We start from the raw sequence: 18050 nt of genomic DNA on the forward strand, positions 1-18050 counted from the left end.
GTGGAACGCTTGTTCCGGATTCAGTGCCGCTTCAGTCCCGCTGGCCGCCGAAGATGCCGAGCAGGGCGAGGAGATTGCTGAAGATGTTGTAGATGTCGAGATAGATGTTCAGCGTGGCGGTGATGTAGTTGGTCTCGCCGCCGTTGATGATCTGTTGCACGTCGAACAGGATGTAGGCGGAGAAGATGCCGATCGCGATCACCGACATGGCCAGGTACAGGGCAGGGAGGTGCAGCCAGATGTTGGCCACGCCGGCGACCAGCACCACCAGCATGCCGGCGAACAACCACTTGCCGAGGCCGGAAAAGTCGCGTTTCGAGACAGTCGCGATGGTGGCCATGGTGCCCAGGATCGCGGCGGTGCCGCCGAATGCCGTCATGATCAGGGAAACGCCGTTGGAAAAGCCGAGGATCTGTCCGACGAGGCGCGACAGCATCAAACCCATGAAGAAGGTGAAGCCCAGCAGGATCGCCACGCCCAGGCCGGAATTCTTGGTCTTCTCGATGGCGTAGAAGAAGCCGAAGGCAATGGCGAGGAAGGCAACGAAGCCGATGAACGGGCTGGCGGGGAAGAAGTTGAACTTGAACTGCACGCCCAGCCATGCGCCCAAAATCGTGGGAATCATGGAGATGGCGAGCAACCAGTAGGTATTGCGCAGCACCCGGTTGCGGACGACGAGGACGTCGCTGCTCGTGCCGTATGCCTGTTGCAGACGTTGATCCATGTTTTCCTCCTGAAAAGTTGATCGGTCCGGACGCGGCGGAAAATCGCCTCCGGATAGCAAAAGCATACCATGTGCCTGCCCGAGCTTGGATGACAGGTAAGTGTCAAGGTTCTACGCTAGGTTCAACAGCGAAAACATGCGCTTGAAATCCGCGCTGCAAGGCAATAGATAGCGCTATTCATGCTACAATAGAAGGTTAGTTGATTTCTAACTTAATAACTTTAACCCTTTATTTTTATTGGAGTTTTTACAGATGGCAATCGAGCGCACCCTGTCGATCATCAAGCCCGACGCAGTTGCAAAAAATGTGATCGGCCAGATCTATACCCGTTTCGAAAACGCCGGCCTGAAGGTCGTCGCCGCCCGCATGGCCCAGCTGTCCCGCGCCGAAGCCGAAGGCTTCTACGCCGTGCACCGCGAGCGTCCCTTCTTCAAGGACCTGGTTGACTTCATGGTCTCCGGCCCGGTCATGATCCAGGTGCTCGAGGGCGAGAGCGCCATCGCCAAGAACCGCGAACTGATGGGCGCCACCGATCCGAAGAAGGCTGACAAGGGCACCATCCGCGCCGACTTCGCCGACTCCATCGACGCCAATGCCGTTCACGGCTCCGACGCGGTCGAGACCGCCAATGTGGAAGTGGCCTACTTCTTCCCTGCCCTGAACGTTTACTCCCGTTAATTGACACGCCGTTCAACTTGATGATCTGATTCTTCAACATGAACGGCCACTGGAAAAACCATGACAGCTCTCACCAATCTGCTGGATCTCGATCCCGCGCAACTCGTCGCCTACTGCGGCGAGTTGGGTGAGAAGCCGTTTCGCGCCAAACAGCTGCAGCGCTGGATCCATCAGTTCGGCGCGAGCGACTTCGACGCGATGACCGACCTGGCGAAATCGCTGCGCGAAAAGCTCAAGACGCGCGCCACGATCACCGCTCCCGCCATCATCAGCGACCATACTTCCTCCGACGGCACCCGCAAGTGGCTGGTGGACGTGGGGCAGGGCAACGCGGTCGAAACCGTGTTCATCCCTGAGGAAAACCGCGGCACCCTTTGCATTTCCACCCAGGCCGGCTGCGCGGTGAACTGCCGCTTCTGCTCCACCGGCAAGCAAGGCTTCAACCGCAACCTCGCCGTCGGCGAAATCATCGGCCAGCTCTGGATGGCCGAGTTCGAACTGCGCAAGACCAAGGGCATCGAGTTCGGTCCCAAGGGCGAGCGCCAGATCACCAACGTCGTCATGATGGGCATGGGCGAGCCGCTGCTCAACTTCGAGCCGACGGTCACGGCGCTCAAGCTCATGCTCGACGATAACGCCTACGGCCTGTCGCGCCGCCGCGTAACCTTGTCCACCAGCGGCGTCGTGCCGATGATCGACAAGCTTGCCCAGGAATGCCCCGTGGCGATGGCCGTGTCGCTGCATGCGTCCAATGACGCGCTGCGCGACGGGCTGGTGCCCCTCAACAAGAAATACCCGCTGGCCGAACTCATGGCGGCATGCCGCCGCTACCTCGAGTTCGCGCCGCGCGACTTCATCACCTTCGAGTACTGCATGCTCGACGGCGTCAACGACACCGACGCCAATGCGCGCGAACTGGTGGCGCTGGTGCAGGGACATGACGTCCCTTGCAAGTTCAACCTCATTCCCTTCAATCCTTTCCCCGAATCAGGGCTGACGCGCTCCAACAATGCGCGCATCAAGGCCTTCGCCCAGATCCTGATCGACGCCGGCATCGTCACCACCATCCGCAAGACGCGCGGCGACGACATCGACGCCGCATGCGGACAGCTTGCCGGAGAAGTGCAGGACCGTACCCGCGTGCAGGAAAGGATGCTGAAGATGGAAGAATACAAGCAGAAGTTCGGCAAGAACTTCGGCCGCATCGTCGAGGTCCCGCGGTGAGGTCCGGGCTGCGGTCGACAGGGTGCCTGATGGGCCGCCCCACCACGCGCGCCGCCGCCGGCCTGTTCTTCGCGCTGCTCGCGCTGGCCGGCTGCAACAATCTCCCGGCGAGCGGGCAGGCCGACCTTCCCACCAGCTCCGACCAGACCGATGCCCAGAAGCGGGCCCGCATCCGGCTGCAGCTGGCGACCGGCTACTACGAGCAACGCCAGATTCCCGTGGCGCTGGATGAAATCAAGATGGCGCTGCAGGCCGACCCCAACATGGCCGATGCCTACAGTGTGCGCGGCCTGATCTACCTGGACATGGGCGAGAACAAGCTGGCCGAGGACAACTTCATCACGGCCCTGAAGCTGGAGCCCAACTCGCCGGATTTCAACAACAATTATGGCTGGTTCCTGTGCCAGACGGGCAGGGCGGCCAAGTCCATCGACTATTTCGAGACGGCGCTCAAGAGCCGCGCTTACCGGTCGCCCGAAAAGGCGCTGAACAATGCCGGCCTGTGCAGCCTCAAGCTGAAGGACAAGGCGGCGGCGGAAAAATATTTTTCGCGCGCCTTCCAGGCCGACCCTGGCAATCCTAATACCAACGCCAATCTCGCCCGGATCTATTACGACCAGGGAGATTACGAGCGCGCGCGCTTTTATGTCGGGCGCGTGATGAAGGCGGAAGTCATGACCGCCGACATCCTGTGGCTCGCCATCAAGATCGAACATAAGCTGGGAGACCGCGCGGCGGAATCCAGCCTGGCCACGCAATTGCGTCGTCGCCATGGCGGATCCTCCGAATTCGCGGCTTACCAGCGTGGGGCTTTCAATGAATGAACGGGAAATGAATCACGAGCCGGACGAGGCAAGGGGGCAGGACATGTCCTCCATGCCATCGTCTCCGGGCGCCATCCTGCGGCGCGGGCGCGAAGAGCGCGGCTGGACCGTGGAACAGGTCGCCAGCCAGCTGAACCTCGCGCCGCGACAGGTCCATGCCCTGGAAAGCGACGACTATCCCTCGCTTCCCGGCATGGCCATCGTCCGCGGCTTCACCCGCTCGTATGCCAAGCTGCTCAGGATCGACGCCGCGCCGCTGCTGGCCGCGCTAGGCGGCGAAACGATGATGGCAAAGGAATCCCTGCCATCGCGCAAACCTCTGGCGACGCCTTTCTCCGAAACGCGCATGCCATCGATGACCGACAAGAACGGCGTGTCCTCGAAATGGCTGATCGGCGGCCTTCTTGTCGTGCTCGCCGGTGTCGGCCTCTGGGCCGCCCAGCAGAATGGCCAGGTCGCCAGCCTGTCGAAATCCGCTTCCGAGCAGGTGAGGGATGGCATCGCCCAGTTGTCGGGCTCCGACGCGTCGAAGAACGCGAGCGCCCCGCAGTCGGCGCCCGCCACAAATTCCGCCGAGTCCGCGACTTCCGCCACCGCACCCTCGGCACCCCCGGCACCCGCAACGTCCAACACGCCTTCACCTGACGCCGGCGCCCCTCCTGCCGCCCCGTCCGCGCCAGCCGCCGATGCGGCGGCCACGGCGAAGGCGCCAGCTGCAGACAAGGCCCAAGAAAAACCCGCGGAGCCGCCCAAGGCCGCCGCTCCTGCCAATGCCGCCCCCGACAGCGCCGCGTCCTCCGGCAAGTCCGTCGACGCCGGTGCCGGAACCGCCGCCGCGAGCGACGCGAAGAACCCCCTCGTCCTGAACGTGCGCGAAGAATCGTGGGTGACCGTCAAGCGCGCCGGAGATGGCGGCACGGTGTTTTCCCGGCTGATGAAGGCGGGAACCAGCGAGACGATCGACATTCCCGGGCCTGTCAATGTGGTCATCGGCAACGCCGCAGGCGCGAGCGCGACCTTGCGCGGCGCGCCCGTCGACCTCAAGCCGGGCAGCAGCAACGTGGCCAAGCTTTCCCTGAAGTGATCGCCGCCGCGCCATCGAGTTCAACAACAGACCAGACCACCCATGCCTGACACCACCACGATCCACTCGCCGATTCCCTCCGGACCCGCGCGGCGGCACATGACCCGCCAGGTCACCGTGCGCTACGGGGACCGCCAGGTGCTGGTCGGCGGCGGGGCGCCGGTAGTGGTGCAGTCGATGACCAACACCGATACCGCGGACGCCATCGCGACCGCGATCCAGGTCAAGGAATTGGCCCGCGCCGGTTCGGAAATGGTCCGCATCACCGTCAACAATCCGGAAGCCGCCGCCGCGGTGCCCGCCATCCGGGATCAGCTCGACCGCATGGGCGTCGACGTGCCGCTGATCGGCGACTTCCATTACAACGGCCACAAGCTGCTCACCGACTTCCCGGCATGCGCCCAAGCCTTGTCGAAGTACCGCATCAATCCCGGCAACGTCGGGCAGGGCGCCAAGCGCGACACCCAGTTCGCCCAGATGATCGAGGTCGCCTGCAAGCATGACAAGCCGGTGCGCATCGGCGTCAACTGGGGCAGCCTCGACCAGTCGCTGCTGGCGCGCATCATGGATGAAAACGCTCGCCGCGCCGACCCCTGGGATGCGCAGGCCGTCATGTACGAAGCCCTCGTGACGTCCGCGATCGAAAACGCGCAGCGCGCGGAAGAGCTCGGCCTGGCCGGCAACATGATCACGCTGTCGTGCAAGGTGTCCGGCGTGCAGGACTTGATCGCGGTCTACCGCGAACTCGCGCGCCGCTGCGACTATCCGCTTCACCTCGGGCTCACCGAGGCCGGCATGGGCAGCAAGGGCATCGTTGCGTCGACCGCCGCGCTGTCGGTGCTGCTGCAGGAAGGAATCGGCGACACCATCCGCATCTCGCTCACCCCGGAACCCGGCGGCGACCGCACCCGCGAAGTCATCGTCGGCCAGGAAATCCTGCAGACAATGGGGCTGCGCAAGTTCACGCCCATGGTCATCGCCTGCCCGGGCTGCGGCCGCACCACGTCCACCGTGTTCCAGGAACTGGCCGACAAGATCCAGACCTACCTGCGCGAGCAGATGCCGGTCTGGAAGCACCAGTATCCCGGCGTGGAAAACATGAACGTCGCCGTCATGGGTTGCATCGTCAACGGTCCCGGCGAATCCAAGCACGCCCACATCGGCATCAGCCTGCCGGGCACCGGCGAATCGCCGGCCGCGCCGGTATTCGTCGACGGCGAAAAGAAAATCACCCTGCGGGGCGAGCGCATTGCCGAGGAGTTCCAGGCGATCGTGCTCGACTACGTCAAAACCCGCTATGGAAAGGAATCCGCCGCCGCCTGACGCTTGCGCCCGACCTCCGGCGCAGCGCAGCCGCAGCCATCTCAGAGAACCGTATGTCCGAAAACAAGAAAGCAGAAAAGATCGCCGGCGTGAAGGGGATGAACGACATCCTGCCCGCCGACGCGCCGTTATGGGAGCTGTTCGAAAACACGGTGCAGTCCGTGCTCAAGAGCTATGGCTTCCAGCAGATCCGCACGCCCATCGTCGAGCCCACCGCGCTGTTCGCGCGCGGCCTCGGCGCCGTCACCGACATCGTCGAGAAGGAAATGTATTCCTTCGTCGATTCCATGAACGGCGACAACCTCACGCTGCGCCCGGAAAGCACCGCCGGCGTGGTGCGCTCCGCTATCGAACACAACCTGACCTATGACGGTCCCAAGCGCCTCTGGTACTTCGGCCCGATGTTCCGCCACGAGAAGCCGCAGCGCGGCCGCTATCGCCAGTTCCACCAGGTGGGCGCCGAAGCCCTCGGCTTCACCGGTCCGGACGTCGATGCCGAACTCATCATGCTCTGCCAGCGGCTGTGGGACGACCTCGGCCTGCAGGACGTGCGCCTGGAAATCAATTCCATCGGCGATGCCGAGGAGCGCAACCGCCACCGCGCCGACCTGATCGCCTATTTCGAGCAGCACAAGGACAAGCTCGACGCCGAGGCCCAGCGCCGCCTGTACAGCAATCCGCTGCGCATCCTCGACACCAAGAATCCCGCGATGCAGGAGCTGGTGAACGCCGCGCCCAAGCTGCTCGACTACCTTGGCGACGAATCTCGCGCCCACTTCGAGGGCCTGCAAAAGATCCTGCGCCACAACAGCATCGTTTTCACCATCAATCCGCGCCTCGTTCGCGGCATGGATTACTACAACCGCAGCGTGTTCGAGTGGGTCACCGACAAGCTCGGGTCGCAGGGCACGATCTGCGGCGGCGGCCGCTACGATCCGCTGGTGGAAATCTTCGGCGGCAAGCCGACGCCGGCATGCGGCTTCGCGATCGGCGTGGAGCGCCTGATCGAGCTGCTGAAGGAATCGGGCGAGGAATTCGTACCCAACCAGTGCGATGTCTACGTCGTGCACCAGGGCGAGCAGGCGCAGCTTCAGGCATTCGTGGCCGCAGAGCGCCTGCGCGACGCCGGCCTCGACGTGGTGCTGCATTGCGCCGCGGCGGGCAGCGGCGGCAGCTTCAAGGCGCAGATGAAGCGGGCCGACGCCAGTGGCGCCAGCTTCGCCGTCATTCTCGGCGAGGACGAAGTGGCGCAAGGCGTGGCTGCGGTCAAGGAATTGCGCGCCGACGACGGCAGCGGCAAGCAGGCGACCATTCCGTTCGAGCAGCTCGTCGACCACATCGTCGGCCAGATCACGGGCGGCGGCGACTGCGTCGATTGCGACGATCCCACCCATCATCACCATCACTGACGACGTGCCGCGCCACGCTGCGGGATGGCAGGGCGGGCGGATCAGGACACGCGGAACACAAAGAACACAGGGAACACGAGGAGGACCAACATGGCATACGATCTCGAAGAACAGGAACAGCTAGCCACGCTCAAGGCATGGTGGAACCAGTACGGCAACCTCGTCACGTGGCTGCTCATCATCGCCCTGGCCGGCTATGCCGCCTGGTCCGGCTGGAATTTCTACCAGCGCAACCAGTCCGCGCAGGCAGGCGTGCTCTACGAAGAATTGCAGAACGGGCTGAACGCCAAGGACAATGCCAAGGTGCAGCGCGCCTCCGGCGACCTGACCTCGCGCTATCCTGGCACCGCCTATGCGCAGATGGCCGGCCTGGCCGCGGCGAAGAGCGCCTTCGACGCCAACGACCTCAAGACCGCAAAGACCCAGCTGCAATGGGTGGCCGACCACGGCAACGAGGAGTACAAGGCGATCGCGCGCATCCGCCTGGCCGGCGTGCTGCTCGACGAGAAGGCCTACGACGACGCCCTGAAGATCCTCGCCGGCGACTTTCCGGCACCCTTCGCCGGCGAGGTTGCAGACCGCAAGGGAGATATCCTGCTGGCGCAGAACAAGGTCCAGGAGGCACGCGATGCCTACAAGCTCGCGCTCGAAAAAACAGAAGAGAAAAATCCTGGCCGCCAACTGATCCAGCTCAAGCTGGACGCGATCGGCGGCGCCGGCAAGGCCGCCGCCTGAGGCGCCGCACTGGCCGTTCACTGAAGGGGAAGAAATGCGTATTGCCATCAAGCTGTCCTGCCTTGCCGCTGCCATGGTGCTGGCCGGGTGCTCATCCATGTCGTCGTGGAATCCGTTCGCATCGAAGACGGACGCCAAGAATCCGCCTTCGCCGCTGGTCGAGTTCCAGCCCGTGCGTTCGGTTGCCACGACCTGGACCGCCAACATCGGCAAGGCGGGCAACTTCAGCTTCTCGCCCGCGATTGCCGGCAGCAGCGTCTATGCCGCGGCCGCCGACGGAACGCTCGCCCGCCTCGACGTGGTGAGCGGCCGCCAGGTGTGGCGCATCAATGCCGGCATGCCCCTGACCGCCGGCGTCGGCACCGATGGCCAGACCGTGGCGGTGGCGGGCGAGAAAGGCCAGCTCCTGGCCTACGATGCTGATGGCAAGCAAATCTGGAAGGCGCAGGCTTCCAGCGAGATACTTTCCGCGCCGGCCGTGGGGCAGGGCGTGGTCGTGATCCGCAGCGTCGACAACAAGCTCGCGGCCTATGATGCCGCTACTGGCGCCCGCCGCTGGGTGACGCAGCGCACCGCGCCGCCGCTGACCCTGCGCACTGCCCCGGGCATCGTCATTTCCGGGCAGACCGCCTATGTCGCCATGCCGGGCGGACGCCTCCTCGCGCTGTCGGTCGCCAACGGCGGCCCGCGCTGGGAAATGGCCGTGGGCGATCCGCGCGGCACCACTGAACTTGAGCGCGTGGCCGACGTTTCCGGCCGGCCCGCGATCATTGCCGGCGACGTCTGCGCGGCTGCCTACCAGGGCCGCATCGCCTGCTTTGACGCCAACACCGGCGCGCCGCGCTGGGCCAAGGATTTTTCCAGCGATACCGGTGTCGCAGCCGATGAGCGCTTCGTCTATGCCGGCGATGACAAGGGCAACGTTTCCGCCCTGTCGCGCGACACCGGCACCAGCGCCTGGCGCAACAACAAGCTGGTCAACCGCCGTTTATCCTCGCCTGCCGCCGTCGCCAACATGGTGGCGGTCGGCGACTACGAGGGATATGTCCATTTCCTGAACCGCGACGACGGCGCATTTGTCGCCCGCGCCCGCACGGATGGCAGTTCCCTGGCCGCCGCCATGCCGGTGGTGGACGGCAAGACCGTTTTCTTCCAGACAAAAGATGGCACCGTCGTCGCACTGACGGCAGCACAGTAAAGAACAATGAAGCCGGTTATCGCACTCGTCGGCCGACCCAACGTCGGCAAATCCACCCTGTTCAACCGGCTCACCCGGTCGCGCGACGCGCTCGTCGCCGACCTGCCCGGACTCACCCGCGACCGCCACTATGGCGAAGGCCGCATCGGCGAGCGTCCCTTCCTGGTCATCGATACCGGTGGTTTCGAACCGGTCGCCAAGGAAGGCATCATGCACGAGATGGCGAAGCAGACCAAGCAGGCGGTGGCCGAGGCCGACGCCGTGGTCTTCCTCGTCGATGGCCGCCAGGGCATGACGCCCCACGACAAGACCATCACCGACTTCCTGCGCAAGGCAGGACGTCCGGTGCTGCTGGTAGTGAACAAGGCCGAAGGCATGAAGTACACGTCGGTCACCGCCGACTTCTACGAGCTCGGCCTGGGCGATCCCTACGTGATCTCCGCCGCGCACGGCGATGGCGTGCCTGACCTGGTCAATGAAGTCCTCGACCAGATCGAAGCCCAGAAACCGGCGGAGATCGAGGCCGAGCCCGCGCCCGCGCGCGGCATCAAGATCGCCATCGTCGGCCGGCCGAACGTCGGCAAGTCCACGCTGGTCAATACCCTGCTCGGCGAAGAGCGGGTCATCGCCTTCGACATGCCGGGCACCACCCGCGATTCCATCGAGATTCCCTTCGAGCGCGACGGCAAGCATTACACCCTAATCGACACCGCCGGCATCCGCCGGCGAGGCAAGGTGTTCGAAGCGATCGAGAAGTTCTCGGTGGTGAAGACGCTGCAGTCGATCTCCGAAGCCAACGTCGTGCTGCTGCTGCTTGATGCCCAGCAAGACATCTCCGAGCAGGACGCACACATCGCCGGCTTCATCCTGGAATCGGGCAGGGCGCTTGTCGTCGGCATCAACAAGTGGGATGGCCTGACCTCGGACAAGCGCGACGCGATCAAGATCGACATCGAGCGCAAGCTGCACTTCCTGTTCTTCGCCAAGTTCCATTTCATCTCCGCGCTCAACAACAGCGGCATCGGTCCGCTGATGAAATCCATCGACAGCGCTTACGCCGCGGCCATGGCCAAGCTCACGACGCCGCGCCTCACGCGGGCGCTGATCGAAGCCGTCGAGCACCAGCAGCCGCGCCGCAAGGGATCGATCAGGCCGAAGATGCGCTATGCCCACCAGGGCGGCCAGAACCCGCCGATCATCGTTATCCACGGCAATGCGCTCGACGCCATTGACGACAATTACAAGCGCTACCTCGAGAAGCACTTCCGCGAAACTTTTTCGTTGACAGGAACTCCATTACGTATCGAACTGCGTTCTGGCAAGAATCCGTTTGCCAAGGGTGAAAAGTAAGGATTGTTTGGCAGGAAACGCGAAAATCGATTACAGTCGTCATTAGTCATATGGGAGCGGGCTTGAAATATTTCACGCCGCCACCACCTCCACATCACAACAACACCATGGAGCCGTCATGAGCAATAAAGGGCAATTGTTACAAGACCCGTTTTTGAATGCCTTGCGCAAAGAGCACGTCCCCGTTTCCATCTACCTCGTCAACGGCATCAAGCTCCAGGGACATATCGAATCCTTCGACCAGTACGTCGTCCTGCTCCGCAACACGGTTACGCAGATGGTCTACAAGCACGCAATTTCCACCGTGGTTCCGGCACGCGCCGTCAACATCAATCTTGACTCAGACTCAGAATAACTCCTTCACCCGGGCGGCGCCCGCCATGCGCGCTGCATTGGTCGGTGTCGACTTCGGCAAGGGCGACTTTACCGCCGGCCTCGAAGAACTTTCCCTGCTATCAAAGTCGGCTGGCGCCGAACCGGTGGTCACCATCACCGGCAAGCGCTCCAGTCCCGACGCGGCATTGTTCGTCGGTTCAGGCAAGGCCGAAGAGATCGCCAATGCCGTGACCGCCGAGAAGCTCGACATCGTCATCTTCAATCACGCACTGTCGCCTGCCCAGCAGCGCAACCTCGAGCGCAATCTCAAGACCCGCGTGGTCGACCGCACCAGCCTCATCCTCGACATCTTCGCGCAACGCGCCAAGAGCCACGAGGGCAAGGTGCAGGTCGAGCTTGCCCAGTTGCAGCACCTGTCCACCCGCCTGATCCGGGGCTGGACCCACCTGGAAAGACAGAAGGGCGGTATCGGCCTGCGCGGCCCAGGCGAAACCCAGCTCGAAACCGACCGCCGGCTGCTCGGCGACCGGGTCAAGATGCTGCGCACCCGCCTCGACAAGCTGCATCGCCAGCGCGAAACCCAGCGCCGGGCCCGGGGCCGCAACAATACGTTTTCCGTTTCGCTCGTCGGCTATACCAACGCCGGCAAGTCGACACTGTTCAATTCCTTGACCAAGGCGCAGGCCTACGCGGCGAACCAGCTGTTCGCCACGCTGGATACGACCTCGCGCCGCATCTACCTCGGCGAGGCGGGCAACGTGGTCATCTCCGACACGGTCGGATTCATCCGCGAGCTTCCCCACCAGCTCGTCGCCGCGTTCCGCGCAACGCTGGAGGAAACCATCCACGCCGACCTGCTGCTGCATGTGGTCGATGCGGCCAGCCCGGTGCGCATGGAACAGATCGAGCAGGTCAACGGCGTGCTCGCGGAAATCGGCGCCGATCACATCCCGCAGATTCTCGTGTGGAACAAGATCGATGCTGCTGGTCTTGAACCGGCTGTCGAGCGTGATGAATATGATAAAATCCAGCGGGTTTTCATCAGCGCCCAGACAGGCGCCGGCCTCGACCTGCTGCGAGAGGCTATCGCGGAACACGCGAAAGACAGCGCCATCGCGCCCCTGGATCATGTCCCGGTGCGGGAAACCGGCGACGTCCGGCAACTGTAAATCGTCAACACGGACATGCCTTCGCCGAGGGATGTCCGTTTTTGCGCGCCGATGCAATTGGCGAACCTGAACGTGCCGTCCTGACCAACCGTCCACAACCTGCCGCATACAACTAGCCGGATAGCGAGAGAATGCCTGTTCCTCTTTTCAGAAAACTTGGCCTGAAATTCAACCTGAACGATCCCCGCTGGGGACGCGGTTCGCAGGACAACGACCAGGACGGCAAGCGGCCCGCCAACGATGGTCCGCCCGACCTCGACCAGCTCTGGCGCGACTTCAACCTTCGCCTCAACCGCCTCCTCGGCGGCAAGGGCGGGCGGGGCGACGGCGGCGGATTCGGTCCCGACATGCGCGGCGCCGGCATCGGCATCGGCCTCATCGCCGCCATCATCCTTTTCCTCTGGCTCGTCAGCGGCTTCTTCATCGTGCAGGAAGGGCAGACCGGCGTGGTCATGACCTTCGGCAAGTTCAGCCATACCACTTCCGCCGGCTTCAACTGGCGCTGGCCCCATCCCATCCAGAGCCACGAGATCGTCAACGTGTCGCAGGTGCGCACCGTCGAGGTCGGCTACCGGTCCAGCGTGCGCAACAAGCAGGCACGCGAATCCCTGATGCTTACCGATGACGAGAACATCATCGACATCCAGTTCGCCGTGCAGTACAAGCTCAAGAATGCGTCCGACTGGGTATTCAACAACCGCGACCAGGAAGAAACCGTGCGCCAGGTCGCCGAGACTTCCATTCGCGAGATCGTTGGACGCAGCAAGATGGATTTCGTTCTTTACGAAGGACGCGAGAAGGTGGCGTTCGACGTCGGCCAGTCGATGCAGCAGATCCTCGACCGCTACAAGTCGGGCGTGCAGGTCACGAACGTGACCATGCAGGGCGTCCAGCCGCCGGAACAGGTGCAGGCAGCCTTCGACGACGCCGTCAAGGCAGGCCAAGACCGCGAGCGGCAGAAAAACGAAGGCCAGGCCTATGCCAACGACGTGATTCCCAAGGCCCGCGGCCAGGCATCGCGCCTGCTGCAGGAAGCCGAGGCCTACCGCGCCCGCGTGGTGGCGAATGCGGAAGGCGATGCCGCCCGCTTCAAGCAGGTGCTGGTGGAATACCAGAAGGCACCCGCGGTGACCCGCGACCGCATGTACATCGAAACCATGCAGCAGATCTTCAACAGCACTTCCAAGCTCATGATCGATGCCCGCGGCAGCGGCAATCTCCTGTATCTGCCGCTGGACAAGCTTCTCTCCCAGAACGGAACGATGGACATGAACGCAGGCAAAGCGATGCCTCCCGCCGCGGCGCCGGCGCAGCCAGCGGCCGGCGAGCCGGTGCCTTCCATGGAAACGCAGCGCGCCCGCGAACCGCGCGGCCGCGACAGCCGCGATTCCCGTGAAAGGGAGGTGCGCTGATGGGCCGCTTCGTCTCCACCCTGATCGCCGGGCTGATCCTGCTCGCCGTCCTGGCATCCACGATGTTCGTGGTCGACCAGCGCCAGTACGCCATCGTCTTCGCGCTCGGCGAAGTCAAGAAGGTCATCAACGAACCCGGACTGCATTTCAAGCTGCCGCCGCCGTTCCAGAACGTGGTCTTCCTCGACAAGCGCATCCTCACGCTCGACACGCCCGAGGCCGACCGCTTCATCACGGCGGAAAAGAAGAACATCCTGGTCGACGCCTACATCAAGTGGCGCATCACCGAGCCGCGCCTGTACTTCATCAGCTTCAGCGGCGACGAGCGCCGCGCGCAGGATCGCATGTCGCAGATCGTGAAGGCCGCCCTGAACGATGAAATCACCAAGCGCACCGTGCGCGAAGTGATCTCAGGCGAGCGCGGCAAGGTGATGGACGCCATCCGCCAGAAGGTCATGGAAGAGGCGAAGCAGATCGGCGTAGACATCGTCGACGTCCGCCTGAAGCGGGTCGACTACGTCGAGCAGATCAACAATTCCGTCTACGACCGCATGAAGGCCGAGCGCGCGCGCGTTGCCAACGAATTGCGCTCCACCGGCGCGGCGGAATCCGAAAAGATCCGCGCCGATGCCGATCGCCAGCGCACCGTGATCCTGGCCGAAGCCTACCGGGAAGCGGAAACGTTACGCGGCGACGGCGATGCCAAGGCGTCCCAGGTATATGCGCAGGCATTCGGACAGAACCCCGAGTTCTTCAAGTTCTACCGCAGCCTGGAAGCGTACAAGGCCTCCTTCCGCAGCCGCACCGACGTGCTGGTGGTCGATCCCAGTTCGGAGTTCTTCAGGTACTTCAAGGGCAACGGGCCGGCGGAACGCCCGGCCGCGCCGGCCTCCTCGAAGAAGTGATGCAGGCAGGTCGTGGCCGCGCACTGGATCACCGCGCTCGGGCTGATGCTTCTCCTGGAGGGCGTGGTTCCGATGCTTTTCCCCAGGCAGTGGCGCGACACCATGCGTCGCCTCACCGGATTTAACGACGGCCAGCTTCGATTCATTGGCCTTGCCGCCATGCTGACCGGGCTGGCGGCATTGGCGCTTGCGGACCTCTTCTCATAAACGTTTTTCTGTCATGCCCAACTGGCTCCTACCTGAAAACATCGCGGACGTCCTGCCGTCCGAGGCGCGCAAGATCGAAGAATTGCGGCGAACCCTGCTCGACAACTTCCGCCTCTACGGGTATGAGCTCGTCATGCCCCCCATGCTCGAGTACCTCGAGTCCCTGCTGACCGGCGCCGGCCGCGACATGGACCTGCGTACCTTCAAGCTGGTCGATCAACTGTCCGGACGCACCATGGGCATCCGCGCCGACATGACCACCCAGGTCGCGCGCATCGACGCCCACCTGCTCAACCGCGGCTCCGTCACGCGCCTGTGCTATGCCGGCAGCGTGCTGCATACACTGCCTTCCGGGCTGCATGCCACCCGGGAACCCCTGCAGATTGGGGCGGAAATCTATGGCCATGCCGGGCTCGAAGCCGACGCCGAAATCCAGGAACTGGCGCTGGCTTCGCTCGCGCTCGCCGGCTTCACGCAGGTCAGGCTTGATCTTTGCCACGTCGGTGTGTTGCGCGCCATCATTTCCGATGATCCGGCGGCGAAGCGGTGTGAAGCGGAATTATTCAGCCTGCTCGAGTCCAAGGATGTGCCGGGACTGCGCGTGATCACGCAAACTTTCCGTCCTGCCACGCGGGAGGCGCTGCTGGTCCTGCCCGGGCTGTACGGCGATGCGGGCACGCTGGCGCGCGCGCGCGCCGACCTCGGCAGCATTCCCGGCGTGGCCAAGGCCCTCGACGAACTCGAAAGCCTGATCCGGCTCGCAGGCGCGGCAAGCATCACCGTAGACCTCGCCGATCTGCGCGGCTACCACTATCATAGCGGCGTGATGTTCGCCGCCTATGTTCCCGGCCTGCCCAACGCGGTGGCCAGGGGAGGGCGCTACGACCACGTTGGCGAAGCCTTCGGCCGGGCCCGTCCGGCAACCGGATTCTCGCTCGACCTGCGCGAACTCGCGCGGCTCATGCCCGGGGCGGAACGCAAGCGCGCCATCCGCGCGCCGTGGGGCAACGATCCCGCGCTGCGCGCCAAGATCGCGGACCTGCGCAAGGCCGGGGAAATCGTCATCCAGACGCTTCCCGGTCATGAAAACGATCTCGATGAATTCGACTGCGACCGCGTGGTCGTGGCCGACAATGGAAACTGGATTCTCAATACCTTAGCTTGATAGGCTCTTAGCATGGCAAAAAATGTCGTTGTCATCGGCACCCAGTGGGGCGATGAAGGAAAAGGAAAGATCGTCGACTGGCTGACCGACCACGCCCAGGGCGTGGTTCGCTTCCAGGGCGGTCACAACGCCGGCCACACCCTGGTCATCGGCGGACAGAAGACCGCGCTGCAACTGATTCCTTCCGGCATCATGCGCGCCGGCGTGGCCTGCTACATCGGCAATGGCGTGGTGCTGTCGGTGCCCGACTTGCTGCGCGAGATCGACAAGCTGCAAGGCAATGGCGTGGAAGTGGCGTCCCGCCTGAAGGTCTCCGAGGCCTGCCCGGTGATCCTTCCGTATCACACCGCGCTCGACGCCGCCCGCGAGGCCGCGCGCGGCGCCGCCAAGATCGGCACCACCGGCAAGGGCATCGGCCCCGCCTACGAAGACAAGGTCGCGCGCCGTGCCATCCGCGTCGCGGACCTGCTCAACGAGAGCCGCTTCACGGAAAAGCTGCGCGAGAACCTCGACTACCATAACTTCGTGCTGGAGAACTACCTCAAGGCCCAGCCCGTCGACTTCCAGAAGACGCTCGACGACGCGCTCGCCACCGTGCCGCGCATCGCGCCAATGGTGGCCGACGTCTCCAGCGCCCTCTACGCCGCGCACAAGGCGGGCGCCAGCCTGCTGTTCGAAGGCGCGCAGGGCAGCCTGCTCGACGTCGACCACGGCACCTATCCCTTCGTCACCTCCAGCAACTGCGTGGCGGGCAATGCCGCCGCCGGTTCAGGCGTTGGTCCCAACATGCTGCATTACGTCCTCGGCATCACCAAGGCCTACACCACCCGCGTGGGCTCAGGCCCGTTCCCGTCGGAACTGCCGACGGACGCCGGCATCGGCAAGCACCTCGCGAGCGTCGGCCATGAATTCGGCACCGTCACCGGCCGCGCCCGCCGCTGCGGCTGGTTCGATGCCGCGCTGCTGCGCCGCTCGGTGCAGATCAACGGCGTGTCCGGCATGTGCCTCACCAAGCTCGACGTCCTCGATGGCCTCGACACCCTCAGGCTCTGCACCGGCTACAAGCTCGATGGCAAGACCGTGGACGTGTTCCCGGTGGGCGCCGAAGACGCCGGCCGCTGCGAACCCATCTACGAAGACATGCCCGGCTGGAAAGAATCGACCGTCGGCGCCAAGAGCATGGATGCGCTGCCGGCCACGGCCCGCGCCTACATCAAGCGCATCGAGGAACTGGTTGGCGTGCCGGTCGACATGGTTTCCACCGGACCGGATCGCGAAGAGACGATCGTCCTGCGCCATCCCTTTGCCTGATCACTGCGCGAGCGAACCATGACAGCCTCTACCAATACCGATCTCTGGGTCTCCTGGGCCGACTACGACAAGGCAATCGTCAGCCTTGCGGCAATGGTCCATGACTCCGGCTGGCAGTTCGACCAGGTGCTATGCCTGGCGCGCGGCGGCCTGCGTCCCGGCGACATTTTTTCACGCATCTTCGACGTGCCGCTGGCCATCCTGTCCACCAGTTCCTACCGCGAGGAAGCCGGCAAGGTCCAGGGCGACCTGGACATCGCCAGGCACATCACCATGACGAAAGGCTCGCTTGCCGGCCGCGTCCTGCTGATCGATGACCTGGTCGATTCCGGCGTCACCTTGCAGCGCGTGCAGGAACACCTCAAGCAACACTTCCCGGCGGTGACCGAAGTCCGATCGGCGGTCATCTGGTGCAAGGCGTGTTCGGCGGTGCGTCCGGATTTTTATCTCCAGTACCTGGAGACGAACCCCTGGATCCACCAGCCCTTCGAGGAATTCGATGGCCTGCGCCCGCACCAGCTTTCCGCCTGGCTGCGCAAGGGAGAAACGGCCTGAGGCATCGAGGCACCTGTCCGGCGATGGAATGCCGGACGGCGCGCCGAAGTGCCTGAAGAACTTGGTCCCTGCTGCACACTCCAAGCAGGGATCGATTGCGCCAAGAAAAAGCCCGCGCGATACGGCGGGCTTTTTGTTTCGCATGAACGGACTATGATGGTGAGCATGCCCCGGATGGTGGGGGATGCCATGGTGTGGAATGACAAAGCGTAGCCGTGGCGTGATGCGGCGAAGGACTTGCGGGATGATGAGCGTCGCGCGAATGCGGACCCTGAAAAGAAAAAAGGTCCGCCGAAGCGGACCTTTGAATCTTGGTGCCCAGAAGAGGACTCGAACCTCCACAGTGTTGCCACCGCTAGGACCTGAACCTAGTGCGTCTACCAATTCCGCCATCTGGGCGATGCGAAAGACCGTCATTATAGCGGCTTTTTGGTTCGTGT

The 18050-nt window shown here is 63.7% G+C and carries 18 protein-coding genes and 1 tRNA gene; 17 read left to right on the forward strand and 2 right to left on the reverse strand.

Annotation, left to right across the window (positions count from 1 at the left end; all coding sequences use genetic code 11):
* Window positions 1-31: 31 nt before the first annotated feature.
* On the reverse strand, window positions 32-724 hold the full coding sequence (locus G3574_RS16125; protein WP_163965198.1) for a Bax inhibitor-1/YccA family protein: 693 nt from the start codon (window positions 722-724) through the stop codon (window positions 32-34).
* Window positions 725-977: 253 nt separating this feature from the next.
* Here G3574_RS16125 and ndk point away from each other — a divergent pair, with 253 nt between their 5' ends.
* From ndk to G3574_RS16210, 17 genes are all read left to right on the forward strand, one after another.
* A complete protein-coding gene (gene ndk / locus G3574_RS16130; protein ID WP_163965201.1) occupies window positions 978-1403 on the forward strand; it encodes a nucleoside-diphosphate kinase in 426 nt (141 codons plus the stop codon).
* 60 nt (window positions 1404-1463) lie between these two features.
* Entirely contained in the window at window positions 1464-2627 is a 1164-nt protein-coding gene (gene rlmN, locus G3574_RS16135; RefSeq protein ID WP_163965203.1) for a 23S rRNA (adenine(2503)-C(2))-methyltransferase RlmN, read from the forward strand.
* A 29-nt stretch (window positions 2628-2656) separates the two neighbouring features.
* Entirely contained in the window at window positions 2657-3451 is a 795-nt protein-coding gene (gene pilW / locus G3574_RS16140) for a type IV pilus biogenesis/stability protein PilW (protein ID WP_163965206.1), read from the forward strand.
* Window positions 3452-3458: 7 nt separating this feature from the next.
* The gene (locus tag G3574_RS16145; protein ID WP_163965210.1) at window positions 3459-4535 is read left to right on the forward strand and encodes a helix-turn-helix domain-containing protein; all 1077 of its coding nucleotides are present in this window, start codon (window positions 3459-3461) and stop codon (window positions 4533-4535) included.
* 42 nt (window positions 4536-4577) lie between these two features.
* Window positions 4578-5858: a flavodoxin-dependent (E)-4-hydroxy-3-methylbut-2-enyl-diphosphate synthase gene (ispG, locus tag G3574_RS16150; protein ID WP_163965213.1), complete on the forward strand. Its 1281-nt coding sequence runs from the start codon at window positions 4578-4580 to the stop codon at window positions 5856-5858.
* 53 nt (window positions 5859-5911) lie between these two features.
* Window positions 5912-7267, forward strand: coding sequence for a histidine--tRNA ligase (gene hisS, locus G3574_RS16155; RefSeq protein ID WP_163965216.1), 1356 nt, complete (start codon window positions 5912-5914; stop codon window positions 7265-7267).
* 90 nt (window positions 7268-7357) lie between these two features.
* Window positions 7358-8002, forward strand: a complete 645-nt coding sequence (locus G3574_RS16160) for a YfgM family protein (protein ID WP_163965219.1) — start codon at window positions 7358-7360, stop codon at window positions 8000-8002.
* Between the two features lie 34 nt (window positions 8003-8036).
* Window positions 8037-9200 (forward strand): outer membrane protein assembly factor BamB, encoded by a 1164-nt coding sequence (bamB, locus tag G3574_RS16165; RefSeq protein ID WP_163965221.1) that lies wholly within the window; start codon window positions 8037-8039, stop codon window positions 9198-9200.
* 6 nt (window positions 9201-9206) lie between these two features.
* Entirely contained in the window at window positions 9207-10550 is a 1344-nt protein-coding gene (gene der, locus G3574_RS16170) for a ribosome biogenesis GTPase Der (protein WP_163965223.1), read from the forward strand.
* A gap of 118 nt (window positions 10551-10668) precedes the next feature.
* Window positions 10669-10905 (forward strand): RNA chaperone Hfq, encoded by a 237-nt coding sequence (gene hfq / locus G3574_RS16175; protein ID WP_163965225.1) that lies wholly within the window; start codon window positions 10669-10671, stop codon window positions 10903-10905.
* Window positions 10886-12055, forward strand: coding sequence for a GTPase HflX (gene hflX, locus G3574_RS16180; RefSeq protein WP_268958891.1), 1170 nt, complete (start codon window positions 10886-10888; stop codon window positions 12053-12055). The genes hfq and hflX overlap by 20 nt, the downstream gene beginning before the upstream one ends.
* 131 nt (window positions 12056-12186) lie before the next feature.
* On the forward strand, window positions 12187-13467 hold the full coding sequence (gene hflK / locus G3574_RS16185) for an FtsH protease activity modulator HflK (protein ID WP_163965229.1): 1281 nt from the start codon (window positions 12187-12189) through the stop codon (window positions 13465-13467).
* Window positions 13467-14372: a protease modulator HflC gene (gene hflC / locus G3574_RS16190; protein WP_163965231.1), complete on the forward strand. Its 906-nt coding sequence runs from the start codon at window positions 13467-13469 to the stop codon at window positions 14370-14372. Before hflK ends, hflC begins: the two co-directional genes overlap by 1 nt.
* Before the next feature lie 12 nt (window positions 14373-14384).
* On the forward strand, window positions 14385-14579 hold the full coding sequence (locus G3574_RS16195; RefSeq protein WP_163965234.1) for a DUF2065 domain-containing protein: 195 nt from the start codon (window positions 14385-14387) through the stop codon (window positions 14577-14579).
* Between the two features lie 13 nt (window positions 14580-14592).
* Window positions 14593-15744 (forward strand): ATP phosphoribosyltransferase regulatory subunit, encoded by a 1152-nt coding sequence (locus G3574_RS16200; protein WP_163965237.1) that lies wholly within the window; start codon window positions 14593-14595, stop codon window positions 15742-15744.
* 12 nt (window positions 15745-15756) lie between these two features.
* Entirely contained in the window at window positions 15757-17055 is a 1299-nt protein-coding gene (locus G3574_RS16205; RefSeq protein WP_163965240.1) for an adenylosuccinate synthase, read from the forward strand.
* An 18-nt stretch (window positions 17056-17073) separates the two neighbouring features.
* A complete protein-coding gene (locus G3574_RS16210; RefSeq protein WP_163965243.1) occupies window positions 17074-17610 on the forward strand; it encodes a phosphoribosyltransferase in 537 nt (178 codons plus the stop codon).
* Between the two features lie 312 nt (window positions 17611-17922).
* Here G3574_RS16210 and G3574_RS16215 read toward each other — a convergent pair.
* Window positions 17923-18009: transfer RNA gene (locus tag G3574_RS16215), tRNA-Leu, on the reverse strand.
* Window positions 18010-18050: the final 41 nt, after the last annotated feature.

The sequence above is a fragment of the Noviherbaspirillum galbum genome (genome assembly GCF_010974945.1).
Classification (GTDB): Bacteria; Pseudomonadota; Gammaproteobacteria; order Burkholderiales; family Burkholderiaceae_D; genus Noviherbaspirillum; species Noviherbaspirillum galbum.